26 protein-coding genes are annotated in these 23,100 nt (G+C 71.1%); 8 read left to right on the top strand and 18 right to left on the bottom strand.

The features are described 5' to 3' along the window. The first annotated feature begins 1 nt into the window (after nucleotide 1). The 4 genes from JGS39_RS41800 (at nucleotide 2) to JGS39_RS01065 (ending at nucleotide 3,456) form a co-directional block, all read left to right on the top strand. Nucleotides 2-139, top strand: coding sequence for a tryptorubin family RiPP precursor (locus JGS39_RS41800; RefSeq protein WP_372456123.1), 138 nt, complete (start codon nucleotides 2-4; stop codon nucleotides 137-139). 114 nt (nucleotides 140-253) lie between these two features. Next, entirely contained in the window at nucleotides 254-1,300 is a 1,047-nt protein-coding gene (locus JGS39_RS01075) for a cytochrome P450 (protein WP_219566637.1), read from the top strand. 284 nt (nucleotides 1,301-1,584) lie between these two features. After that, complete coding sequence (locus JGS39_RS01070; RefSeq protein WP_219566636.1) at nucleotides 1,585-2,787, top strand: S8 family peptidase; 1,203 nt, start codon at nucleotides 1,585-1,587, stop codon at nucleotides 2,785-2,787. A gap of 285 nt (nucleotides 2,788-3,072) precedes the next feature. Next, entirely contained in the window at nucleotides 3,073-3,456 is a 384-nt protein-coding gene (locus JGS39_RS01065; protein WP_219566635.1) for a nuclear transport factor 2 family protein, read from the top strand. 30 nt (nucleotides 3,457-3,486) lie between these two features. Here the strand turns inward: JGS39_RS01065 and JGS39_RS01060 are convergent, their stop codons facing one another. After that, complete coding sequence (locus tag JGS39_RS01060; RefSeq protein WP_219566663.1) at nucleotides 3,487-4,317, bottom strand: ABC transporter ATP-binding protein; 831 nt, start codon at nucleotides 4,315-4,317, stop codon at nucleotides 3,487-3,489. 20 nt (nucleotides 4,318-4,337) lie between these two features. Continuing rightward, the gene (locus tag JGS39_RS01055; protein ID WP_219566634.1) at nucleotides 4,338-5,207 is read right to left on the bottom strand and encodes an aldo/keto reductase; all 870 of its coding nucleotides are present in this window, start codon (nucleotides 5,205-5,207) and stop codon (nucleotides 4,338-4,340) included. A 96-nt stretch (nucleotides 5,208-5,303) separates the two neighbouring features. On the opposite strand from JGS39_RS01055, the gene JGS39_RS01050 reads away from it, so the two are divergent. Both JGS39_RS01050 and JGS39_RS01045 read left to right on the top strand, forming a co-directional pair. Then, nucleotides 5,304-5,894, top strand: a complete 591-nt coding sequence (locus JGS39_RS01050; protein WP_219566633.1) for a TIGR03086 family metal-binding protein — start codon at nucleotides 5,304-5,306, stop codon at nucleotides 5,892-5,894. A 79-nt stretch (nucleotides 5,895-5,973) separates the two neighbouring features. After that, the gene (locus tag JGS39_RS01045; protein ID WP_219566632.1) at nucleotides 5,974-6,606 is read left to right on the top strand and encodes a mycothiol-dependent nitroreductase Rv2466c family protein; all 633 of its coding nucleotides are present in this window, start codon (nucleotides 5,974-5,976) and stop codon (nucleotides 6,604-6,606) included. A 24-nt stretch (nucleotides 6,607-6,630) separates the two neighbouring features. On the opposite strand, the gene JGS39_RS01040 is transcribed toward JGS39_RS01045, so the two are convergent. From JGS39_RS01040 to JGS39_RS00980, 14 genes are all read right to left on the bottom strand, one after another. Beyond that, nucleotides 6,631-7,389 (bottom strand): sirohydrochlorin chelatase, encoded by a 759-nt coding sequence (locus tag JGS39_RS01040; RefSeq protein ID WP_219566631.1) that lies wholly within the window; start codon nucleotides 7,387-7,389, stop codon nucleotides 6,631-6,633. A 7-nt stretch (nucleotides 7,390-7,396) separates the two neighbouring features. Then, nucleotides 7,397-8,320 (bottom strand): ABC transporter permease, encoded by a 924-nt coding sequence (locus JGS39_RS01035; protein WP_219566630.1) that lies wholly within the window; start codon nucleotides 8,318-8,320, stop codon nucleotides 7,397-7,399. Beyond that, on the bottom strand, nucleotides 8,307-9,095 hold the full coding sequence (locus tag JGS39_RS01030) for an ABC transporter ATP-binding protein (protein ID WP_219566629.1): 789 nt from the start codon (nucleotides 9,093-9,095) through the stop codon (nucleotides 8,307-8,309). The genes JGS39_RS01035 and JGS39_RS01030 overlap by 14 nt, the downstream gene beginning before the upstream one ends. A gap of 33 nt (nucleotides 9,096-9,128) precedes the next feature. After that, nucleotides 9,129-10,244: an aliphatic sulfonate ABC transporter substrate-binding protein gene (locus JGS39_RS01025; protein ID WP_219566628.1), complete on the bottom strand. Its 1,116-nt coding sequence runs from the start codon at nucleotides 10,242-10,244 to the stop codon at nucleotides 9,129-9,131. Between the two features lie 243 nt (nucleotides 10,245-10,487). Next, the gene (locus JGS39_RS01020; RefSeq protein WP_219566627.1) at nucleotides 10,488-11,831 is read right to left on the bottom strand and encodes a sulfate adenylyltransferase subunit 1; all 1,344 of its coding nucleotides are present in this window, start codon (nucleotides 11,829-11,831) and stop codon (nucleotides 10,488-10,490) included. Nucleotide 11,832: 1 nt separating this feature from the next. Beyond that, complete coding sequence (gene cysD / locus JGS39_RS01015) at nucleotides 11,833-12,768, bottom strand: sulfate adenylyltransferase subunit CysD (RefSeq protein WP_219566626.1); 936 nt, start codon at nucleotides 12,766-12,768, stop codon at nucleotides 11,833-11,835. After that, nucleotides 12,765-13,334: an adenylyl-sulfate kinase gene (cysC, locus tag JGS39_RS01010; RefSeq protein WP_219566625.1), complete on the bottom strand. Its 570-nt coding sequence runs from the start codon at nucleotides 13,332-13,334 to the stop codon at nucleotides 12,765-12,767. The genes cysD and cysC overlap by 4 nt, the downstream gene beginning before the upstream one ends. Continuing rightward, nucleotides 13,334-14,050, bottom strand: coding sequence for a phosphoadenylyl-sulfate reductase (locus tag JGS39_RS01005; RefSeq protein WP_219566624.1), 717 nt, complete (start codon nucleotides 14,048-14,050; stop codon nucleotides 13,334-13,336). Before JGS39_RS01005 ends, cysC begins: the two co-directional genes overlap by 1 nt. Further along, a complete protein-coding gene (locus JGS39_RS01000) occupies nucleotides 14,047-14,226 on the bottom strand; it encodes a hypothetical protein (RefSeq protein ID WP_219566623.1) in 180 nt (59 codons plus the stop codon). The genes JGS39_RS01005 and JGS39_RS01000 overlap by 4 nt, the downstream gene beginning before the upstream one ends. Next, a complete protein-coding gene (locus tag JGS39_RS00995; protein WP_219566622.1) occupies nucleotides 14,223-15,920 on the bottom strand; it encodes a nitrite/sulfite reductase in 1,698 nt (565 codons plus the stop codon). Before JGS39_RS00995 ends, JGS39_RS01000 begins: the two co-directional genes overlap by 4 nt. A 114-nt stretch (nucleotides 15,921-16,034) precedes the next feature. Continuing rightward, on the bottom strand, nucleotides 16,035-16,118 hold the full coding sequence (locus tag JGS39_RS41795; RefSeq protein WP_310739661.1) for a putative leader peptide: 84 nt from the start codon (nucleotides 16,116-16,118) through the stop codon (nucleotides 16,035-16,037). A 197-nt stretch (nucleotides 16,119-16,315) separates the two neighbouring features. Beyond that, entirely contained in the window at nucleotides 16,316-16,924 is a 609-nt protein-coding gene (locus JGS39_RS00990) for a GNAT family N-acetyltransferase (protein WP_219566621.1), read from the bottom strand. An 82-nt stretch (nucleotides 16,925-17,006) separates the two neighbouring features. Further along, nucleotides 17,007-18,287, bottom strand: a complete 1,281-nt coding sequence (locus JGS39_RS00985; protein ID WP_219566620.1) for a GAF domain-containing protein — start codon at nucleotides 18,285-18,287, stop codon at nucleotides 17,007-17,009. A gap of 270 nt (nucleotides 18,288-18,557) precedes the next feature. Then, nucleotides 18,558-20,195 (bottom strand): acyl-CoA dehydrogenase family protein, encoded by a 1,638-nt coding sequence (locus JGS39_RS00980; RefSeq protein ID WP_219566619.1) that lies wholly within the window; start codon nucleotides 20,193-20,195, stop codon nucleotides 18,558-18,560. Nucleotides 20,196-20,269: 74 nt separating this feature from the next. On the opposite strand from JGS39_RS00980, the gene JGS39_RS00975 reads away from it, so the two are divergent. After that, nucleotides 20,270-21,412: a YihY/virulence factor BrkB family protein gene (locus JGS39_RS00975; RefSeq protein ID WP_219566662.1), complete on the top strand. Its 1,143-nt coding sequence runs from the start codon at nucleotides 20,270-20,272 to the stop codon at nucleotides 21,410-21,412. 18 nt (nucleotides 21,413-21,430) lie between these two features. Here the strand turns inward: JGS39_RS00975 and JGS39_RS00970 are convergent, their stop codons facing one another. Then, complete coding sequence (locus JGS39_RS00970; protein WP_219566618.1) at nucleotides 21,431-21,796, bottom strand: CU044_2847 family protein; 366 nt, start codon at nucleotides 21,794-21,796, stop codon at nucleotides 21,431-21,433. Nucleotides 21,797-21,853: 57 nt separating this feature from the next. On the opposite strand from JGS39_RS00970, the gene JGS39_RS00965 reads away from it, so the two are divergent. Further along, nucleotides 21,854-22,552 carry a helix-turn-helix domain-containing protein gene (locus JGS39_RS00965; RefSeq protein WP_219566617.1) on the top strand — a complete coding sequence of 233 codons (699 nt, stop codon included), beginning with the start codon at nucleotides 21,854-21,856 and terminating at the stop codon, nucleotides 22,550-22,552. 95 nt (nucleotides 22,553-22,647) lie between these two features. Here JGS39_RS00965 and JGS39_RS00960 read toward each other — a convergent pair whose 3' ends face one another. Then, entirely contained in the window at nucleotides 22,648-23,094 is a 447-nt protein-coding gene (locus tag JGS39_RS00960; RefSeq protein ID WP_219566616.1) for a VOC family protein, read from the bottom strand. Nucleotides 23,095-23,100 lie beyond the last annotated feature (6 nt).

Genomic DNA, 23,100 nt, shown 5'->3' with positions numbered 1-23,100 from the left:
CATGACCAAGCCGTGTTTTCGTACAGGTAAATTCACAGTAAAAGATGGAGGTGACGTTATGAAGTTCCTTTTTCAGCTGAAGAACAAGATGACGCCGGAGAAGAGCCTGAAGTCGTACGCCTGGTACCTCTGGTACTGAACCGGCAGACGAGTCCAGCCGGCCGAGGGGTACCGACCCTCGGCCGGAGCCCGTGCCCGGTGTGGCCCCACAGGCCCGCCGGGCACGGGCGCTTCCCGCCTCTTGGAGACCACGATGCAGATTTCCGGTACCGGCAGCCGCGCCCGGGACGTCGTCTTCGCGCCGAGACTCCAGGCGCTCCTGCGGGAGCACCGGGGTGAGGAGATCTTCCGGCTCGACCCCGACACCGTCGGTGTGGCCGGAGCCGGCCTGATGGACCGTATCCTCGCGGCCCGGCCCGCCACCGAGGGTGAGCGGCCCACCTTCAAGCCCCTCCACGGGCGGTCCGTCTCACGAGCCGAGGCCGCCACCGTCATGCAGGCCATCGGCCGCGATGTGCGTACGGCCCTGAAGAAGCCCGTCCCCGAAAACGTCGACCTCGCCGGTGAGTGGCCGCACCGGGGCCACGTGTACCTGCGTGACCTGATCCTCGGCGCCGACCCCTACCGGCTGCGCGTCCTCATGGACCGTGCCCTGGAGCTGACGCCCAGACTGACCTGGTCGGTCATCGCCGCCGGGGCGGCCCTGCCGGGACGGCTCCGGCCGGGTGCCCCCGCCTCCGCCATCGCCCAACTGACCGCCGAGGCCAAGAACTACGGGGACCGCCGCTATGCCATGGGCCTCTACCGCCGGGGGGCGGCCCCCGTCTGCTTCACCGTCTCGACACTCGTCGCCAACGCGCTCTGGCTCGGATCGCCGTTCGACGACGCGACGCCGAACCGGGGCATCATCTACGAGTCCCTGCGGCTGTTGCCGCCCTCCTGGAACATCCTGCGAAGGGCCTCGCCGGAGTACCCTGCGCTCGATCCCCGGATCGGCCCAGGCGACGACATCCTGCTCCTGCCTCTGCTGAGCCACCGGGACCCCGCGCTCTGGGAGGACCCCGACGTGTTCCGGCCCGAGCGCTGGGACGGTCTCGACCCGGATGATCTGCCCGGCTACCTGCCCTTCGGTCATGTGTCCGAACGCTGCTGGGGGCGGCACATGGTGATGCCGCTGGCCGAGACGCTGCTCGACCTGGTGCGCGGCGGCGGTCTGACCGTCGACCCCGCGCAGACGGCATCGGACGTCCCCCTGGCCGGGCTGATGGGGGTGACCGGGGTGCGGATCGTCCGCCGCTGAAACCGCCGTCCGCCGCCCCGTTCGTGACGCGTCGTCATGAACGGGGCGGAGCTCTGCGCGAGGGGTTCCCGGCTGCCGGTACGGCCGCCGTGGCCGTGGGTGCTTGTGGCGGACTTGGGTGCGGACGGTCGATTTTCTGTGACGAACCGTTGCTGAGCAAGTCACAGGCGCCGGAGGGGTCTTGATCTGCGCGCGTCAATCGGTAAGGGTTTCGAACCAACCCCCGGAGATCTTCCGGCCGAGGGCCAATCCCCCCACAAAGAATGACGAGGAGATCCCTCTTCATGGCAATTCACAAGCGTGCACGCCGGTTCAAGCTGACCGCCTCCATCACCGCGGTGGCCGCCGCCGCCGGAGTCACCCTGATGGCCAGCCCGTTCGCCGGAGCGGCACCCGCTCCCGCGACGGGCAAGATCTACGGTGCCGACGCGGCGACCGCCGTCTCCGGCAGCTACATCGTGATGCTGGACCAGAAGGCCGACAAGGCGAAGCTCGCCAAGGAGTACGGCGGGAAGCTGAAGCGCAACTACAGCTCCGCCATCAACGGCTTCTCCGCCAGCGGCCTTTCGGAGACCGAGGCCAAGCGCCTCGCCGCCGACCCGGCCGTCTCCAAGGTCGTCCAGAACAAGAAGTTCCACGTCAACGCCACCCAGGACAGCCCGCCGTCCTGGGGCCTGGACCGCATCGACCAGGCGGAGACCGCCGGGGACAACGCGTACACCTACCCGGACAGCGCGGGCGACGGCGTCACCGCGTACGTCATCGACACCGGGGTCCGCACCACGCACCAGGAGTTCGAGGGCCGGGCGAGCTCGGGCTTCGACGCCGTGGACAACGACGACAGCGCCGACGACGGCAACGGCCACGGCACCCACGTGGCCGGCACCATAGCCGGGGCGACGTACGGCGTCGCCAAGAAGGCCAAGATCGTCGCCGTCCGTGTCCTCGACGACTCCGGCTCGGGCACCACCGAGCAGGTCGTCGCCGGCATCGACTGGGTGACCGAGAACCACCAGGGCCCGTCCGTCGCCAACATGAGCCTCGGCGGCGGCGCGGACGAGGCGCTCGACGCGGCCGTCCAGAAGGCCATCGCCTCCGGAGTCACCTTCGCGGTGGCCGCCGGGAACGACTCGAGCGACGCGGGCGAGGGCTCCCCGTCCCGCGTCCCGGAGGCGATCACGGTCGCCTCCTCCACGGTCGACGACGAGCAGTCGTCGTTCTCCAACTACGGCTCGGTCGTGGACATCTACGCCCCGGGCTCGGACATCACCTCGTCGTGGAACGACAGCGACGACGGTTCCAACACCATCTCCGGTACGTCCATGGCGACCCCGCACGTCGTCGGCGCAGCCGCCGTCTACCTGGCAGGGCACCCGGACGCCACCCCGGCGGAGGTCGCCACGGCGCTCACCGAAGGAGCCACTCCGGACGCCATCAGCAACGCCACCGCGGGCACGGCGAACAAGCTGCTGAAGATCGTCGAGTAACACCCGCGTCGGGGCCTCTCGTCCGGATCACGCGGCGGACGCGCCTGCCGGGGCCCGTGAGCCCGGCATGATCCGAGCGAGAGGCACCGGCCGACCCGGCGGCCGCCGCGCTCTCCCCCACGGGGCGCGGCGGCCGTACGGCTCGGGCAGATCGTCCTATGGTGTGCCCATGATGATGTACGCGGTGCTGTCACCCGGGACGAGCGGGAGCGGTTACCGCAGGCCCGTCGCGGCCGGGCCCCACGCGTTGCCCGCCGGACCGGCAGCCACCCCCGGACGCGGCGCATGAGCGAGCCGACCCCAGGAGTGGCCGCGGCGGTCGAGGGCGAACTCCGCCTCATGGACCCGATGGTCCGGGCCTCCACCGAACTCCTCGTCCAGGTCCTGCACCCCGACTTCCACGAGGTCGACACGACCGGCCGCCACTGGGACCGCGCGATGGTCATCACCTCGCTGATCTCGGACGAGGCCCCGCGGCCCGGACAGCTCACCGCCTCACGGATGCGCGGCGTCCAGCTCGCCGACGAGCTCGTCCACGTCACCTTCGACACCGAGGCCAAGGGGAAACGGGCCCACCGCAGTTCGTTGTGGAGGCTCACCGAGGCCGGCTGGCTCCTCTACTACCACCAGGCCACCCCCTTCGTCACCGCGGCGGACGCCGACGAGTGAGAGGCGCGGCGGATGACCTCGCGGGCGGGGTCAGCCCCGGGCCGCCCGCTGGGCCCGCGCCGTCCACCGCCCGTCCGTGCGGGCGATCCGCACCGGATGACCGAAGCAGTCACTGACCAGGTCCGTGGTCAGCACCTCGTCGGCGGACCCCGAGGCCGTACAACGCCCGCCGCGCAGCAGCATCGCGTGCGTCGTGGAGGCGGGCAACTCCTCCAGATGGTGCGTGACCAGCACCGTCGCCAGCTCCGGATGCTCCTCGCGCAACGCGTCCAGGCTGTCCAGCAACTGCTCCCGGGCGGCCAGGTCCAGCCCGGTGGCCGGCTCGTCGAGCAGCAACAGCCGGGGCTGCGGCATCAGCGCACGGGCGATGAGCGTACGGCCGCGCTCACCCTGTGACAGGGCCGGCCAGCGCGATTGCGTCTTCCCGCCCATTCCCAGCATCTTCAGCAGCCGCTCGGCCCGCTCCCGCTGCTCCGCCCCCGGGGCCCAGCGCGGCAGCGGCTCGACGGAGTTGGTCAGGCCGGTCAGCACCACCTGGCTCACGGTCAGCGGAGAACGCAGCGGATGACGCGGATCGACGTGGCCCAACAGGGTCCGCAGCTCCCGCAGATCCACCCGGCCGAGCGTGCGCCCCAGCACCTCCACCGTGCCCCGGGTCGGGTGGGCGACCGCGCCGAGCAGTTTGAGCAGGGTGCTCTTGCCCGCACCGTTGGCACCGAGCAGGGCCCAGTGCTCCCCGCCGCGCACGGTCAGCGAGACCGAGTCCAGCAGGACGTTCCCGTCGCGTACGAGCGAGACGCGATCGGCCCGGATCACCGGTACTCCGGCAGTCGGGGCGGGCCGGTCGTGGACGGCGGTCATGGTCACGTGCGAGTACTCCTTCATACGGGTGCGAGCGCCTCCAGGCGGCTCATGTCCTCGGTCGTCAGCCGGATCTCCCGCGCCCCCAGGTTCTCCGACAGATGAACGGGCGAACCGGTGCCCGGGGTCGGGCACAGCACGGCGGAGCGGTGCAGCAGCCAGGCGAGGGCGATCTGCCCGCGGGTGGCACGGTGACTCTGCGCGACCTCGCCGAGAGCGGCGGCGGCCTCGCCCGTCAGTGCGCCGTTGGCCAGCGGAAACCAGGGAAGAAACGCCAGGCCATGGGATTCGCACACCTTCAGCACCGCGTCCGAGCCGCGGTCGAGGAGGTTGAAGCGGTTCTGCACCGAGGCGATCCCGGTCAGGGAGAGCGCCTGCTCCAGCTGGTCGGCGGTGAGGGTGTCCAGGCCGATGTAACGGATCTTACCTTCCTGCCGCAACGCGTCCAGGGCGCCCAGCTGCTCCGCCATCGGCACCTGGGGGTCCAGCCGGTGCAGCTGGTAGAGGTCGATCCGGTCGGTCCGCAGCCGGAGCAGGCTGGCCTCGCACATCGCGCGCAGCTGCTCGGGCCGCCCCGCGATGTGCCAGGCGTCGTCGCCGGTCCGTACGACCCCGCCCTTCGTCGCGATCACGAGGTCGTCGCGGTACGGATGCAGCGCTTCGGCCACCAGCTCCTCGGCCACACCGGGACCGTAGTTGTCGGCGGTGTCGATCAGCGTGACCCCCTGCTCGACCGCCGACCGGAGTACCGCCAACGCGTCCCGGCGCTCGCCGCGCGGGCCCCAGTAACCGGGGCCGGTCAGCTGGGCGGTGCCGTATCCGAGACGGCGCACGGGCAGCTCGCCGCCGAGAAGGAACGGGCTGTCGGGGGAGGTGCGCGATGCAGACATGCGCCAAACAGTAATCCGGCGCTCCGACGCCCCTCCGGCCGGTTCCTGTCGCGTTTTTTCAAGACCGCGAGCCTGATCCTTCCTAGGGTGAGGCGCATGAAGACCGAGCACACCCACATGACCGAATGCGCCGCCGAAGCCGCCCGCGTGGCCCGCGGCGTCCGCCCCGAACAGCTCGACGCCCCCGTCACGCCCTGCGCCGGCTGGGATGTCCGCGGCCTCGTCAACCACTGGGTGCTCTACACCTCTCACGGCATGGAGCACCGCGCCCTGCGCACGGAGATCCCCGAGGAACTCACCACCCGGGACTTCACGGCGGACGCCGACTGGGCCGAGCGGTACGCGGCCCAGCTGGACCGGGCCGTCGCCGCCTGGTCGGACCCCGCCGCCTGGGAGGGAGAGATCGGCAGCGGTGAGTCGGCCACCCCGGCCGCGGACACCGCCGCAATGCTCATCGAGGAGACGGCCCTGCACGGCTGGGACGTGGCCCGGGCCACCGGCCAGGAGTTCCGCCTCTCCGACGAGGCGGCCGCCCACGTCCTGGGGATCGTCGAGAGCACCGCCGCGCTCTACCGCCAGTACGAAGGCTTCGCCGGCGAGGTCACGGTCGACCCGGGGGCCGACGACTTCACCCGCGCCCTGGCCCTGAGCGGCCGTGATCCGCGGTGGACCGCCGCGCAGGCGTAGTGACCGGTAGGAAATGGCCCATTCCCGCGGGTGCCGAATGGCCCGCGGGGATGAGCCACCGGCTGGCTAGGCTCCCCGCATGACCTCTCACCACACCCCGGGCACGGGCAGGGCAGTCGTCGACTTCTACTTCGACCCGGCCTGCCCGTTCGCCTGGATCACCTCCCGCTGGATGCTGGAGGTGGAGCAGCAGCGCGACATCGAGCTCCGCTTCCACGTGATGAGCCTCTACCTGCACAACACGGGCAACGAACTCCCCGACTGGTACCGCACCCTCGTCGACAAGTCGATCGGTCCCGTACGCGTTGCCGCCGCCGCGGCGGAACTGCGCGGCGAGGGTGTGCTGCGTGACCTCTACACGGCCTACGGAACGCGGATCCACCAGCAGAAGAACGAGGACTTCGACGAGGTGATCGACCGGTCGCTCGCCGAACTCGGCCTCCCCGCCGAACTGGCCGAGGCCGCGCACGACCCGGCGTACGACGAGGCGGTGCGGCGCAGCCACGACGCCGGCAAGGACCCGGAGGCGGACGGATACGTGGGCACGCCCACCCTCCACGTCGACGGGACGGTGTGGTTCGGCCCCGTGCTGCGGGCGGTGCCGCGCGGCGAGGAGGCGGCGCGGCTGTTCGACAGCTTCCGGGTGCTCGCCGGCCACGAGGACTTCTTCGAGCTCAAGCGGACCCGTACGGGCAGCCTGGACATGGGCTGAGCGAAGGCCCGGCGGGCGGACCGCCTACGCGCTGGCCCGCGCGGTCCGGGCCGCCCGGGCACGGGCCTCGTCGTACCGGTCGAGCAGCAGCCGCGCCAGCTCCGGCGACGCGCCCAGCACACCGGCCAGCACATCGGCCCCGGCCTCGGCCGCCCCCGCCGCGATGCGGTCCGGGAGGCGGCCGGGCGCGATCACGTACGGGGCGACCGCCACCCGGCGCACACCGTCGGCCCGCAGGGCCCGTACCGCGTCCTCGGTACGGGGTTGAGATGCGGAGGCGAACGCAGGCCGCACGGAACACCAACCGGTGTGCCGCAGCTCCCGCGCGATTTCAGCGATCACTGCGATCGCCTCCGGGTCTGTGGAGCCCGCCGAGGCCAGGACGAGCCCGGTCGAGCTCTTGTCGCCGGGGCGGACCCCGGCTTCGTGCAACCGCCGCTCCAGGGCGGAGTTCAGCAGCGGCGAAGGACCGAGCACCTCGGCCTGCCGCACCCGCAGCCGCGGCAGCCGGGCGCGCGCCTCGCGCAGGACCGCCGGGATGTCGGACTTGGCGTGGAAGGCCCGGGTGAGCAGCAGCGGAAGCGCCACCACCTCACCCGCCCCTTCCGCGTCCAGCCGTTCCAGGACCCGCGGCACCGACGGTGCGTTGAAGTCCAGGAACCCGGTCTCCACCCGCAGCCCGGGCCGCAGCGCCCGTACCCGCGCGGTGAGCGCGTGCACGGTCGCCGCGTGCCGCGGATCGCGGCTGCCGTGGGCGATGACGAGAAGGACCGGAGATGTCATCGGGGACTCAGTTCTTGACGAGGAGACCGCGGCTGCGCAGCACCCACCGCTCCAGCGGACTGAAGATGAGCAGATCGATCGCGATGCCGACGAACAGGATCAGGAGGATGGCGAGGAAGATCCCCGGCATGTCCGCGTTGTTGCGGCCGTTCTCCAGCAACTGGCCGAGTCCCAGACCGAGGTCGGGCGACGAGGCGATGATCTCGGCGGCCATCAGTGACCGCCAGGAGAAGGCCCAGCCCTGCTTCAGGCCGGCCAGGTAGCCCGGCAGGGCCGCCGGCATGACGATGAACCACGTGCCCCGCAGGCCGGTCGCGCCCAGGGTCCTGCCCGCCCGGAGGAAGAGCGGCGGCACCTGGTCGACACCGGACACCAGACCGTTGGCGATCGACGGCACCGCGCCCAGCAGGATGACCGCGTACATCATCGAGTCGTTGAGACCGAGCCAGATCACGGCCGGCGCCACCCACGCCACGGACGGCAGGGACTGCAGCCCGGACAGGATCGGGCCGATCGCGGCACGGATGAACTTCACCCGGGCCACCAGCAGGCCCAGCGGCGTACCGATGGCGACCGAGAGCAGGAAGCCGAGCAGACCGCGCGAGACGCTGGTCCACACCACCTCCAGCAGGGTCCCCTGCCGCCACATGTCGCCGGCGCTCTCCCAGACCGCGGAGGGCGAGGGCAGCTTGTAGTCCTCGGTCACCTGCGCCCAGACGAGCAACTGCCAGACGACGACGACCAGGGCGACCGCCAGCAGCGGCGGGAGGACCTTGCGCAGCAGGACCTCGCGCACCGGGGTGCGGTGCACCTGCACGGCGTCCAGCGCGTCCAGGCCCGCCTCCAGACCGGCCAGGTCGTCCGGCTTCACCGCATCCGGCCCGGCCCCGCCGGGCCCCGGTGCGCCCGACTTGATATCAGTGCTGGCCATGACGGCGGATCTCCCCACGCAGTTGTTCGGTGATCTCGACGGACAGTTCCGCCACCGCGGTGTCCTCGATACGGCGCGGCTGCTCGATGTCGACCGTCCACTCGTGAGCGATCCGGCCGGGGCGGGAGGAGAGCAGCACCACGCGCTCGGCCAGACGCACCGCCTCGCGCACGTTGTGCGTGACGAACAGGACCGAGACGTTCGTCTCGCGCCAGATCCGGGTCAGCTCGTCGTGCAGCACATCCCGGGTGATGGCGTCGAGCGCGGCGAACGGCTCGTCCATCAGAAGCAGTTGGCTGTCCTGGGCGAGCGCGCGGGCCATCGCCACCCGCTGCCGCATGCCCCCCGACAGCTCGTGCACCCGCTTGCCGTACGCCCCGCCCAGGCGCACCAGCTCCAGCAGCCGCTCCGCCTCCGTACGGCGTTCCGACTTCGGCACACCACGCAGACGCAGCGCCAGTTCGATGTTCTTGCCCGCGGTCAGCCACGGGAACAGGGCGTGCTCCTGGAACATCAGGGCCGGCCGCCCGCCGGGGGTCTCGATGGAGCCCCCGGTCGGGCGGTCGAGTCCGGCCACCAGGTTGAGCAGCGTCGACTTACCGCACCCGGAGGCTCCCAGGAGGGTGACGAACTCGCCCGGGGCGACATCGAGCGTGATGTCGTCCAGGACCAGCTGCGCTCCCGTGGGTCCGGCGAAGGACTTCGAGACATGTGCGATGCGGGCGGCGTGCCCGACCTCGACACGGTCCTCGGCCTTGGTGAGGGTGTTCGCCATGGTCGTCACCTCCTGGGGTCTTCGAGCGGCTGGTTACTTGACGCCGAGACCGGCGTCGGCGACCTCGGGCTTGCCCGCGGCCTTGAGGATCTTGTTCAGCGGCTTCAGGTCGTAGATGCCCTTGAGGTCGGGCTCCTCCAGCAGACCGGCCTTCACCGCGTGCTCGGCCTGCGCGTCGAGCGTGGCGGCCAGCGGGTCGTCGGTGATCTGGATCGACTTCCAGGCCGGGTCGATGATCTCGGCCGGCAGCGCCTTGCCGGTGAGCTTCTTCAGCGCGGCGTTCGCGGAGGCCTTCGCCTTGTCCGGGTTGGCGTTGATCCACGCGTTCGTGTTCACCGAGCCGCGCAGCACCGCCTCGACGACGTCCGGGTGCTCCTTGAGGAACTTCTGCGACACGATGATGTTCGTGATCACGAACTTGTCGTCGGGCCACAGCGTCGACTCGTTCAGCAGCTCCTTGGCGCCCTCGGCGACCAGCTTGGAGGCGGTCGGCTCGGGGACCCATGCGCCGTCGATGGAACCGGACTTGTAGGCGTCCGGGGTCACCTTGTTGTCCGTACGGACGACGGAGACGTCACCCTTGCCGCTCTGGGCGTCGACCTTCCAGCCCTTCTCGGAGATCCAGTTGAGGAAGGCCACGTCCTGGGTGTTGCCGAGCTGCGGGGTGGCGATCTTCTTGCCCTTGAGGTCGTCCAGGGTCTTGATCTTCTTCGGGTTGACGACGAGCTTCACACCGCCGGAGGCGGAACCGCCGACGATCCGCAGGTTCTTGCCCTGGGACTTGGTGTAGCCGTTGATGGACGGCGAGGGGCCGATGAAGCCGATGTCGATCGAGTCGGCGTTCAACGCCTCGATCTCGGAGGGACCCGCGTTGAACGTCGAGGTCTTGAGCTGGGTGCCGCCGAGCTCCTTCTGGAACAGCCCCTCCTGGTCGCCCACGAGCGCGGTGGCGTGCGTGAGGTTCGGGAAGTACCCGATCCGCACGGTGTCGGCGGAGAGCTTCTTTCCGTCGGCGGCGACGTTCGCCTTCTTGGCGTCGTCGTCCTTCGCGTCGGAGCCGTAGCCGCAGGCAGTCAGCGCCACGGCGAGCAGCGGCAGGGCGGCGGCAGCGGCGATGCTGCGGCGGAGCGTGGTACGGGGGGCAGACACGGGAGGTCTTCCTCTCGGAGGCCCGGTGCTCACGTCCCTCGGAAGTCCGGGGACACGGCCGGGAGGTCGGCAGGTCTTCGTCTGAACTGGCGGTACAGGCGGTGCGGTTGGTGCTGCCGGGCGCGCAGGCAGTGCGCGTACGTCAACGCGCACATCGCGCAACCCCGCCCTGGCCGCTGCCGAGGGCGCCGCTGCCGACACGGCCGCCCTCCTTCGCGAAGGTCGAGAAGACGTCACGGCTCATCAGAAGTCCCACTCGGCGTCGTCGTCCGCAGGGGTTTCGGCCTGAGCCACGGCGGCGAACGAGGCGCCCGCCATGCCGGCCGAGAGCGTGGTGCCGTCCGCCGGGTCGATCAGCAGGAAGGAACCGGTGCGGCGCGAGTCGGCGTACGCGTCGAGCGCGAGGGGCTCGGCGGTACGGACGACGACCCGGCCGATGTCGTTGGCGACGAGCTGCCCGGGGGCCGGGTGCTGGGAGAGGTCGTCCAGGGTCAGCCGCGAGGGGATGTCCTTGACGATCGCCTTGACCGTGCGGGTGGTGTGCTTGATCAGGACCCGCTGGCCCACGGTGAGCGGCTGGTCGGCGACGTGGCAGACGGTCGCCTCGACGTCCTGGGTGACGGCGGGCGAGTCGTTCGCCGGGGCGATCAGGTCGCCGCGCGACACGTCGATGTCGTCGGTCAGGCGCAGGGTGACCGACTGGGGGGCCCAGGCGATGTCCACGCTGTCGCCGAGCAGGTCGATTCCGGCGATCGTCGACGTACGGCCGGAGGGCAGCACGGTGACGGGTTCGCCGACCCGGAACACACCGGCGGCGATCTGGCCCGCGTAGCCCCGGTAGTCGGGGAGCTCGGCGGTCTGCGGCCGGATCACGTACTGGACGGGGAAGCGGGCGTGGCAGGCGGTGAGGTCGTGGCTGACCGGGACCGTCTCCAGGTGCTCCAGGACGGTCGGGCCGCCGTACCAGTCCATGTTCGCGGAGGGTTCCACGACGTTGTCGCCGGCCAGCGCGGAGATCGGGATCGCGGTGATCTCCGGGACGCCCAGGGACGCCGCGTAGGCGGTGAACTCCTCGGCTATGGCTGCGAAGACCGGCTCCGCGTACTCGACCAGGTCCATCTTGTTCACGGCCAGCACCACGTGCGGGACGCGGAGCAGGGCCGCGACGGCGGCGTGCCGGCGGGTCTGCTCGACGACGCCGTTGCGGGCGTCGACCAGGACCACGGCCAGCTCGGCCGTGGAGGCGCCCGTGACCATGTTGCGGGTGTACTGCACATGGCCCGGGGTGTCGGCGAGGATGAACCGGCGCCGGGTGGTGGCGAAGTAGCGGTAGGCGACATCGATGGTGATGCCCTGCTCGCGCTCGGCCCGCAGCCCGTCGGTCAGCAGCGCCAGGTCCGGCGCCTCTTGGCCGCGCTTGCGGGACGCGTCCTCGACGGCCTCCAGCTGGTCGGTGAGGACCGACTTGGAGTCGTGCAGCAGCCGTCCGACGAGGGTGGACTTGCCGTCGTCGACGGACCCCGCGGTGGCGAACCGCAGCAGGGTGGTGGTCGACAACTGCTCGGCCAACTGGGTGGGTGTGGTCATTTTAGAAGTACCCCTCGCGCTTACGGTCTTCCATCGCGGCCTCGGACATCTTGTCGTCGGCGCGCGTCGCGCCCCGCTCGGTGAGCCGGGAGGCGGCGATCTCGGTGATCACGGCGTCCAGCGTGGTGGCGTCGGAGTCGACGGCACCGGTGCAGGACATGTCGCCGACCGTGCGGTAGCGCACCTGACGGGTCTCGACCGTTTCGTGTTCCTTGGGGCCGCCCCAGTCGCCCGCGGTCAGCCACATGCCGGAGCGGTTGAAGACCTCGCGCTCATGGGCGAAGTAGATCTGGGGGAGCTCGATGCCCTCGCGCTCGATGTACTGCCACACGTCGAGCTCGGTCCAGTTGGAGATCGGGAAGACCCGGACGTGCTCACCGGCGGCGTGCCGGCCGTTGTAGAGCTGCCACAGTTCCGGGCGCTGACGGCGCGGGTCCCACTGGGAGAACTCGTCGCGCAGCGAGAAGACCCGCTCCTTGGCGCGCGCCTTCTCCTCGTCGCGGCGTCCGCCGCCGAACACGGCGTCGAAGCGGTGCTGCTGGATCGCCTCGGTCAGCGGCACGGTCTGCAGCGGGTTGCGGGTCCCGTCGGGGCGCTCGCGGAGCTTCCCGGCGTCGATGTACTCCTGGACGGAGGCGACGTGCAGGCGCAGTCCGTGCTCGGCGACCGTGCGGTCGCGGTACTCCAGGACCTCGGGGAAGTTGTGCCCGGTGTCCACGTGCAGCAGCGTGAAGGGCACCGGCGCCGGCGCGAACGCCTTGAGCGCCAGATGCAGCATCAGGATGGAGTCCTTGCCGCCGGAGAAGAGGATCACCGGCCGCTCGAACTCTCCCGCCACCTCACGGAAGATGTGCACCGCCTCGGACTCCAGGGAGTCCAGGTGGCTGAGTGCGTACGGATTGGCGGTGCCTTCCGACACAGTCGCGACGGTCGTCACGCTGCACCCCTCTCGCTCAGCAGCGCGTACAGCTCCGCCGCGGACTCCTGCACGGTCTGCTGGTGCGACTCGATCCGCAGATCGGGCGACTCGGGCGCCTCGTAGGGGTCGTCCACCCCGGTCAGCCCGCTGATCTCGCCCGCCGCCTGCTTGGCGTACAGCCCCTTCACATCGCGCACCGAGCACACCTCGACCGGAGTGGCGACATGCACCTCCAGGTACGTGGTGCCCTCCGCCTGGTGCCGCTTGCGGACCGCGTCACGGCTGTCCGCGTACGGGGCGATGACCGGGACCAGCACCTTCACGCCGTTGGCCGCCAGCAGTTCGGCGACGAAGCCGATCCGCTGGACGTTGGTGTGGCGGTCCTCGCGGGTGAAGCCGAGGCCCGCGGAGAGGAACTCGCGGATCTCGTCACCGTCGAGCACCTCCACCCGGTGGCCCTCGCCGCGCAGCCGCCCGGCGAGTTCGTACGCGATGGTGGTCTTGCCCGCGCTCGGCAGACCGGTCAGCCAGACGGTGGCTCCCGTCTCCGTCACGCTCATCGAATTCTCCTGATCAGTCGTCATCAGTCGTGCAGCCCGCATTCGGTCTTGCCGCGCCCGGCCCAGCGTCCGGCCCGTGCGTCCTCGCCCTCCAGTACCCGGCGGGTGCAGGGGGCGCAGCCCACGGAGGCGTAACCGTCCATCAGCAGCGGGTTGGTGAGCACCCCGTGCTCGGCGACGTACGCGTCGACGTCGTCCTGGGTCCAGCGGGCGATCGGCGAGACCTTGACCTTCTGCCGCTTCTCGTCCCAGCCGACGACCGGGGTGTTCGCCCGGGTGGCGGACTCGTCGCGGCGCAGCCCCGTCGCCCAGGCCGCGTACGCGGTCAGGCCCTCTTCCAGGGGCTTGACCTTGCGCAGCTTGCAGCAGAGGTCCGGATCGCGGTCGTGCAGCTTCGGCCCGTACTCGGCGTCCTGCTCGGCCACGGTCTGCCGCGGGGTCAGTGTGATGACGTTGACGTCCATCACGGCCTCCACCGCGTCACGGGTGCCGATCGTCTCGGGGAAGTGGTAGCCCGTGTCGAGGAAGACCACGTCCACCCCGGGCAGCGCCCGGGAGGCGAGGTGCGCGACGACCGCGTCCTCCATCGACGACGTCACACAGAACCGCTTGCCGAAGGTGCGGGTGGCCCACTTCAGGATCTCCAGGGCGGAGGCGTCCTCCAGCTCCCGGCCCGCACGCTCGGCCAGCTCCCTGAGTTCGTCCGCCGAGAGCTTGTCGGCCTGCAGAGTGTCCGTCATATCCGGTCCCCTTCACCGTCGTTACGCTCCAGTCCCCGGGCCAGCAGGCCCAGGAACTTCAGCTGGAACGCCCGGTTGCAGGAGGCGCATTCCCAGGCCCCGTGCCCGGCCTCGTGAGGGCGCAGGTCCTCGTCGCCGCAGTACGGGCAGTGGAACGGCGCGGCGCGCTCGCTCATGACAGCGACTCCGCACTGGCCCGGGCCGCCCAGGTCGCGAAGCGCTCGTCGTCCTCGCGCTCCTTCTGGAAGTTCCCGAGCACCCGCTCGACGTAGTCGGGCAGTTCGGCCGAAGTGACCTTCAGGCCGCGGACCTTGCGGCCGAAGCCGGCCTCCAGGCCGAGCGCGCCGCCCAGGTGGACCTGGTAGCCCTCCACCTGGTTGCCCTCGTCGTCCAGCATGAGCTGGCCCTTGAGGCCGATGTCCGCGGTCTGGATGCGGGCGCAGGCGTTGGGGCAGCCGTTGATGTTGATGGTGAGCGGCTCGTCGAACTCCGGGAGACGGCTCTCCAGTTCGTCGATGAGTGAGGCGCCGCGCGCCTTCGTCTCGACGATCGCCAGCTTGCAGTACTCGATGCCGGTGCAGGCCATCGTGCCGCGGCGGAAGGGAGACGGCTTCACCTGGAAGCCGAGCTCTTCCAGGCCGGCCACCAGGGAGTCGACCTGATCCGGTTCCACGTCGAGGATCAGCATCTTCTGCTCGACGGTGGTGCGCAGGCGGTCCGACCCGTGCGCGGCCGCCAGGTCGGCGATCTTGGTGAGGGTGGGACCGTCGACCCGGCCGACGCGGGGCGCGAAGCCGACGTAGCGGCGGCCGTCCTGCTGCTCGTGGACGCCCACGTGGTCGCGCCAGCGACTGCTGGGCTGCTCGGGCGCGGGGCCGTCGAGCAGGGGACGCTTCAGGTACTCGTCCTCCAGCACCTGACGGAACTTGGCGGGGCCCCAGTCGGCCATCAGGAACTTCAGCCGGGCACGGGTGCGCAGCCGCCGGTAGCCGTAGTCCCGGAAGATCCCGACCACGCCGGCCCAGACGTCGGAGACCTCGTGCAACGGCACCCAGGCGCCGAGGCGTTCGGCGAGCCGCGGGTTGGTCGAGAGGCCGCCGCCGACCCAGAGGTCGAAGCCGGGGCCGTGCTCGGGGTGGACGACGCCGACGAAGGCGATGTCGTTGATCTCGTGGACCACGTCCTGCACGGGCGAGCCGGAGATCGCGGTCTTGAACTTGCGCGGCAGGTTGGAGAACTCCTTGCTGCCGATGTAGCGGTCGTGGATCTCGTCGACCGCCGGGGTCCCGTCGATGATCTCGTCGGCCGCGATCCCCGCCACCGGGGAGCCGATGATCACTCGGGGGCAGTCGCCGCAGGCCTCCGTCGTGGACAGGCCGACGGCCTCCAGCTTCTCCCAGATGGCCGGGACGTCCTCGATGCGGATCCAGTGCAGCTGGATGTTCTGCCGGTCGGTGACATCGGCGGTGCCCCGCGCGTAGTCCCGGGAGACCTCGCCGATCGCCCGCAGCTGCGCCACGGTCAGCCGGCCGCCGTCGATCCGGACCCGCAGCATGAAGTAGCGGTCGTCCAGCTCCTCCGGCTCCAGCACGGCGGTCTTGCCGCCGTCGATGCCGGGCTTGCGCTGGGTGTACAGCCCCCACCAGCGCATGCGTCCGCGAAGGTCGTTGGGGTCGATCGAGTCGAACCCGCGCTTGGAGTAGATCGTCTCAATGCGTGTCCGCACGTTGAGACTGTCGTCGTCCTTCTTGAACTGCTCATTGCCGTTCAGCGGGGTGTAGTGCCCCAGGGCCCACTGACCTTCGCCACGGTGGCGTCCCGCTTTGCGGCGGGGCGCGGCGGGCGCGGGCTGTTCCGGGGTAGCGGCCATGACAGTACGTCCTTCGGGACTGCAGGAGGGCGGCTCTGAACTGCACACTCGCGTCTGGGCGCGGCGGTGCGCAGGGTTTGCAGAGAAAGGGTGATCGCGGCGGTGCTGGGACTCTCAGCTCGCCGGACAGATGGCGCTGGACATGCGGCCGAGGTCGACGTGGCGTCGACTCACCAAGGCAATTCCAGTTCCAGGCATGACGGAAGCGTGTCACGCGGGTCTCCGGGCAGTCCACCACTATCCATGATGTGGACGAGACTGTCCCGACAGGTGAGACGATGTGGCGCCCGTCACGTGGATGACGGGCGCCTGGCGGCCGGAATACCGGACAATCGTGTGCATTTCTTACAAGCGTTTCCTTCGAGCGCCCCGATGAGGGTTTCCTGCGGGAGTCCCTACGGAAGCGGCGTCCGGCCGGACTCGGGCCACGGCCCCGGGGTGGCGACCTCCGGCTCCAGCTCCGTCCTGGTGTCGAACAGCCTGAAGCCGCGGCGCAGGTAGTTGCCCATGGCGTGCGGCCCGTCCTTGGAACAGGTGTGGACCCACACGCGCTTCGTCGCGGGCCGCTCCGGCCACCGCTCCGCCAGGTCCCAGGCACGGGCGACCCCGTACGAGAGCAGATGCCCGCCGATCCTGCGGCCCCGGAAGGCCGGGAGAAGCCCGAAGTACATGATCTCGACCGCGCCGTCGTCCTGCGGGTCCAGCTCCACGTACCCGGCCGGCGTCCCGTCCACGTACGCCACCCAGGTCTCCGCGCCCGGCCGGTCCAGCACCTCCTGCCACTGGGCGTACGTCATCGACAGCCGGTCTGTCCACTGGATGTCGCCGCCGACGGCCGTATAGAGGAAGCGGCTGAACTCGGGCAGCGGCACCTCGGACCGGACGATCCGCACGTCCGGGCCGGGTACGGCCGAGGGCTGCAGATCATCGGGGGAGGTCTGCTCCAGGGACCAGACGGTCACCTCGGCGAGGGCGGGGCCGGACGGACGCTCGGGGTTGCTCATGACTGCCAGAAAACCATGCCCCGCCTCCCCGGCCCAAGCCGGTACCCCCGACGAGGCAGCCCGGACCTGCGGGAACAGGGATTCAGGAGGCGTCGCGGGCCGCCACCACCACCGGCGCCTTCGACCGGGGCAGCAGATCGCCCGGGTTCTCCGGACCGATCACCTCCACCTCGACGCCCTCCCCGAAGCGGTACGGGCGGTGGGCCAGCACCTCCGCGAGATGGCGCCGCAGCCGGGAGATCTCGGCCCGGACCGTCACCGTCCTGGTCGGATCGCCGAAGATGTCCTCGGCCAGTTCGGACGCCGTACGCCCCTCGGGGCACCGGGCCAGGGCGTACAGCAGCTCCGCGTGGCGCGGGGACAGCCGCTGCGTCCACGTGCCCACCGGGCTCACCACGTTCACCGTCAGGCTGCCCGGCATGCTCAGATCCAGCACGACCCGGCGCGGCGGGGTGTCCATCGCACCGTCGGCCACCTGCACCAGCCATCCGCCCGGCAGCGGCTCCACCCGGCACATCCCGAGGGAGGGCAGCCACACCCGGCCCGGCTGCACGGACTTCGGCAGCGGCAGCCGGTCCACCGGCGGCATCCCGGTGACCGCGGCCAGCCAGCCGTTCGCATCCACCGCCAGCGCCCGGCCCCCCAGTCGGCACAGCATCGGCGCCGCCACCGAACGCAGCCGGTCGATGGCCTGGAGGTGCCGGGTCCTGACCTCGCTCTCGGCCAGCCGGGCCACCGACCCGACCAGGGCGAGCGTCGTGGGATGGAAGGTGTTCGCCGGACCGCTGATGTCGACGATCCCCATCAGCCGGCCGTCGCGCGGATCGCGCACCGGGGCGGCCGCGCACGTCCACCCGTGCAGGCTGCGGACGAAGTGCTCCGCGGAGTGGACCTGCACCGGGGCGCGCGAGGCAAGCGCGGTGCCGATCGCGTTGGTGCCGGTGATCTCCTCCGACCAGGCGGCGCCCTCGGCCAGACAGATGTCGTCGGCCCGGCGCAGGATCCCCGTGTTGCCCTGGCGCCACAGCACCCGGCCCTCCACATCGGTGACCACCATGATCTGCTGCGAGGCGTCGGCGATGCTCACCAGGCCGTCACTGAGCAGCGGCATGATCTCGCCCAGCGCGGAACTCCGGCGCCGGTGCTCGATCTCCTCCAGCTCCAGCAGCACGCTCTGCGTGGTCTGCTCCGGATCGATGCCGCTGCGCAGCACCCGGTCCCAGGAGGCCCCGATCTCGGCCCGCGGCTGGACCGGCATCCTCTGGCCCGCCATCCGCGCCTCCCGGGCGCGGTGGAGCAGGCGCGTGGCCCGGTCCGAGTCCCGCGCAGCAGGGCGCATCACGTCGACTGGACTTGTCTCCATGTCGGATCCCCCTAGGTGCCAGTGCCAGCGTCAGTACCAGGACCGTGCCAAGGGCCATGGGCCATGAGGTCATCCTGCCGCCTCGCGGTTCCCGGTGTCGCAACTCCGCACAATGGTTGCAACCCTCTGCAACTCTGGCGACGGCCCTCCGGCCGTACGAGAGTGGCGGTACACCGCACGGTGGGGTTTCGGCCCCGAAGTCCGGTGTGTACAGCATGGGGGGTGGTGCCGTGTCGGCGCAGCACCACCCCCTGTTGCTGCCCCGCCCGGTCAACGCTCCACGGGCCGGGCCCGCTCCACGACCGACGCCAGGTCCAGGGTGTGCGGCAGCGTTCCGAACGCCGAACCCCACTCCCCGCCCAGGCGTGACGCGCAGAACGCGTCGGCGACCCCGGGCGGGGCCCACCGCACCAGCAGGGAACCCTGCAGCACCAGCGCCATCCGCTCCACGAGCCGGCGGGCCCGCGCCTCGATCCCCTGCAGATCGGCGAGCTCGGTGAGCAGGTCCCTGATCGCCCGGTCGAGCCGGTGGTCGGCGCCCCGCGCCCGCCCGACCTCCTGGAGGAACGCGTTCAGCGCCAGCGGCTCACGCTGCAGCGCACGCAGCACATCCAGCGCCTGTACGTTCCCCGAGCCCTCCCAGATCGAGTTCAGCGGCGCCTCGCGCAGCAGCCGGGGCATCCCCGACTCCTCCACGTAGCCGTTGCCGCCCAGGCACTCCAGCGCCTCGGCCACCAGCGGGGCGCACCGCTTCGTCACCCAGTACTTCGCCGCCGGCACCGCGATGCGCAGGAACGCCGACTCGCTCTCGGTCCCGGCGTCGTACGCCGCCGCGAGACGCATCGCCAGCACCGTCGCGGCCTCCGACTCCAGCGCCAGATCGGCCAGCACGTTGCGCATCAGCGGCTTGTCGACCAGCAGCCCGCCGAACGCGCTGCGGTACGTGGTGTGGTGGACCGCCTGCGCCACCGCCTGGCGCATCAGCGCCGCCGAACCGGTCACACAGTCCAGCCGGGTCGCCGCCACCATGTCGATGATGGTGCGCACCCCGCGCCCCTCCTCACCGATCCGGCGCACCCACGTACCGTCGAACTCGACCTCGGCCGAGGCGTTGGACCGGTTGCCCAGCTTGTCCTTGAGCCGCTGGATCGCGAACACGTTGCGCGTGCCGTCGGGCAGCACCCGGGGCAGCAGGAAACACGTCAGCCCGCCCGGGGCCTGCGCCAGCACCAGGAACCCGTCGGACATCGGAGCCGAACAGAACCACTTGTGCCCGGTGAGCAGATACTCGCCCGCACCGGACAGGGGCTCGGCGCGCGTCGTGTTGGACCGCACGTCCGTGCCGCCCTGCTTCTCCGTCATGCCCATCCCGAGGAGCGCCCCGGCCTTCTGGCCGGCCGGCCTCAGCTCCTCCTCGTACACCCGCGAGGTCAGCAGCGGCTCCCACTCCGCCGCCACCGCCGGATCGGTCCGCAGCGCGGGCACGGCCGCGTGCGTCATGGAGAGCGGGCAGCCGTGACCCGCCTCGGCCTGCGTCCACACCAGGAAGCCGGCGGTCCGGCGCACATGTCCGCCCGGCCGGTCCCAGGCGTCGGTCAGACCGGCGGTGACGGCGTGGCCGAGCAGCCGGTGCCAGGCCGGATGGAACTCCACCTCGTCGACGCGGTTCCCGTAGCGGTCATGGGTGCGCAGCCTCGGCGGATTCTCGTTGGCCTGTGCTCCCCACTCCGCCGTCCGGGCGGATCCGGCGGACCGGCCGAGCTCGGCGAGAGGGCCGCGCGCTTCGTCGAGCAGGTCTGCCGGGAGGTGCCGTTCCACGGCTTCGGTCAGTACCCGGTCCGCGCCGAAGACGTCGTAGCCGAGGAGGGGAGGGGCCTGGTTGGACACTGTGTGGGTGGTGGCTGCCATGCCGATACGGTAAGGACGTGCAGGCAGCAAATGAAACACCCGAGCGGCCGCCGGGCCGGCTCCACCGGGCCAGAGTGCTCTACCGCAACGTGTCCAAGCGGCAACTGGTCTGGCAGTTGCTGAAGGACACCGTCAACTCGTGCATGGAGTACCGCATTCTGGGACTCGCCGCCGAGGCGGCGTTCTTCACCCTGCTGTCCCTGCCCCCGCTGCTCCTCGGACTGATCGGCCTGCTCGGGTACGTCGACGAGTGGACCAGCACCGCGACGGTCGCCTCCATCGAGCGCAACATCCTGAGCGCCGCCCATACGGTGCTCTCCGAGCGCGGCGTGAACGACTTCGCCAAACCGCTGCTGGCGGACGTCACCACCGGGGCCCGGCCCGACGTCATCTCGATCGGCTTCGCGATCGCGCTCTGGTCCGGTTCCCGCGCGGTCAACGTTTTCATCGACACGATCACCGTCATGTACGGGCTCGACGGCCAGCGCGGCATCGTCAAGACCCGGATGCTCGCCTTCCTGCTGTACGTGGTGGCGCTGCTGCTGGGCGCGGTCGTGCTGCCGCTGCTGGTGGTCGGTCCCGACCGGGTCGTGGAGTTCATCCCCTGGGGTACCGAGGTCATAAGCGTCCTGTACTGGCCGCTGGTGATATTGCTGTCCATCGCCTTCCTGACGACGCTCTACCACGTGTCCGTCCCCGTCCGCTCGCCGTGGATCGAGGACATGCCGGGCGCCCTGATGGCGCTGGCGATGTGGGTGCTGGGCAGCTTCCTGCTGCGGATCTACCTCACCAGCACGGTCGAGGGGCCCACGATCTACGGCTCCCTGGCCGCCCCGATCGCGGTCCTGCTGTGGATCGGCATCTCCGCGTTCGCGGTGCTGGTCGGCGCCGCGGTCAACGCGGCCATCGACCGGGTGTGGCCCTCGGTGGCGACGGCGGCGGCCCGTGCGGCCAACGACCGGGTGCGCGCGGCCCAGGCGGCCGAGTTCGTGGCCCGTACCCAGGCGGAGAGCCGGTACGCGGACTGGGACGACGAAGGGGACGGGGACGACGGCGACAGCCCGTACATGCCGTCCGAGTTCCCCGAGCGCTGGTCGCGGTTCCTGCCGCCGGACGACGTGAAGTCCCGGCTGCAGCCGAGCCGCGAGAAGGAAGCGGACAAGACGCAGCCGAGCCGTGAGAAGGACGGGGACAAGCCGCAGCCGCACGGCGAGTGAACCGCGGTACGGCAGCCGTCAGCCGGCGGCCGGCGCGGGCGGGGACGCTGGGGGAGCCTCGGCGGACGACCCCGGCGACCACGACAGCTTGACCGTCAGATGGCCCTCCAGGGCGCTCTTCGCGATCACCGCCCCGGCCTCGGCGGTGATCTTCACCCCGAACTCGAGCTCCACCCCGTCCGGCTTCAGGATGCCGTCCCTGAACACCGAGAGCGCGGACTCGGCCGCCGACCGGATGCCCTGGAGCGCCTCGTCGAAGGTGCGCTCCGCCCGGGCCAGCGCATGGCCGTCGCGCGCGACCAGCTGCGCACCCGGAACGTGCCGGTCGACCTCGACCGTCACCGTCTCGCCGCTGTCGGTGGTGAACTCCATCAGTGCCGCCATGGCTGCCCCCGGGATGCCCGTTCCGCCCGTTCTCCGTCGGTCGACGACACTAGTGCCATGGGCGACCGTTACGAAGAGCGCGTGTCACGGGTGGACGGTGCGAAGGTCTGGACCCTGACCGTGCCGCGGGGATCGTTCCACGCGGTGCTCCCCGACGGCTGCATGGACCTGCTCTGGATCGGCGGCAGACTCCTCGTCGCGGGCCCGGACACCCGTGCGGAAGCCCCGTCCGGCTCGGACGGCGGCAGCTACGCGGGCATCCGCTTCGCCCCCGGCACGGCGCCCGCCCTGCTGGGCGTGGAGGCGTGCGAACTGCGGGACCGCCGCATCGACCTGGCCGACCTGTGGCCGGCGGCCCTGGTCCGGGAACTCACCGAGCGGGTCGCCTGCGCCGCCGATCCGGCCGCCGCGCTGGAGGACATCGCCGCGCGCCGGGCAGCGGACACCCGGCCGCCGGACCCGGCGATGCGGTCCGTCGCCGCGCAGCTGGACAGCGGCCGCACCGTCGCGCAGACGGCGCGGACGGTCGGCCTCGGCGCCCGTCAGCTCCACCGCCGCTCGCTGGCCGCCTTCGGCTACGGCCCCAAGACGCTCGCCCGGGTCCTGCGGCTGCAGCGGGCACTGGCTCTCGTCCGGTCGGGGACGCCGTACGCCGAGGCCGCGATCCTGGCGGGCTGCGCCGACCAGGCACACCTCGCCCGGGAGATGCGCGAACTGGGCGGCACCACCCTGACCGAGTACTTCGCGCGGGCCTGAGGGCCTCTCGCCCGGATCCCCCAGGCCTGCTCGCCCCCGAGCTCGCCGGACGTCCGTGCCCAGGCATCCCCGAACATCTCGTGCAGGGGCGCGTCTCAGGAGGCGGCCGCGGCGAACAGCGACACCGCGCAGCCGTCCGGGTCCAGGACCACCGCGTACCGCTGTCCCCATTCCGCGTCCCACGGCTTCAGATGGCCGCGGTATCCGGCACCGGTCAGCTCGGCGTAGACGGCGTCGACCTCCGCCGGGTCGTCGCAGAGGAACGCGAGCCCGAGCCGTTCGCCGCCGTTCGGCCGCGACCACTCCGGGTCGAAGGAGCGCACGACGTCCTCGGTGTCCCACAGGAGCCTTTGCCCGCCCGGGAGCGTCACTTCGACATGGGGCGCGGATTCCGCGCCGGCGGGGATGCCGAGGCCGAGCCGGCGGTAGAAGGCGAGCGAGGCGGCCAGATCCGCGGTGGTGATGGAGAGAGCGTCGAGTCGTGGAGTCATGAACCGACCGTAGGCCGGGGAGCGGCCTTCGGTCTTGAACGAATCGGTCATGTCACC

This window comes from Streptomyces poriferorum (genome assembly GCF_019399235.1).
Lineage (GTDB): Bacteria > Actinomycetota > Actinomycetes > Streptomycetales > Streptomycetaceae > Streptomyces > Streptomyces poriferorum.
Note: the sequence above shows the minus strand (reverse complement) of the source record. Positions and strands in the feature narration are given on the sequence as shown.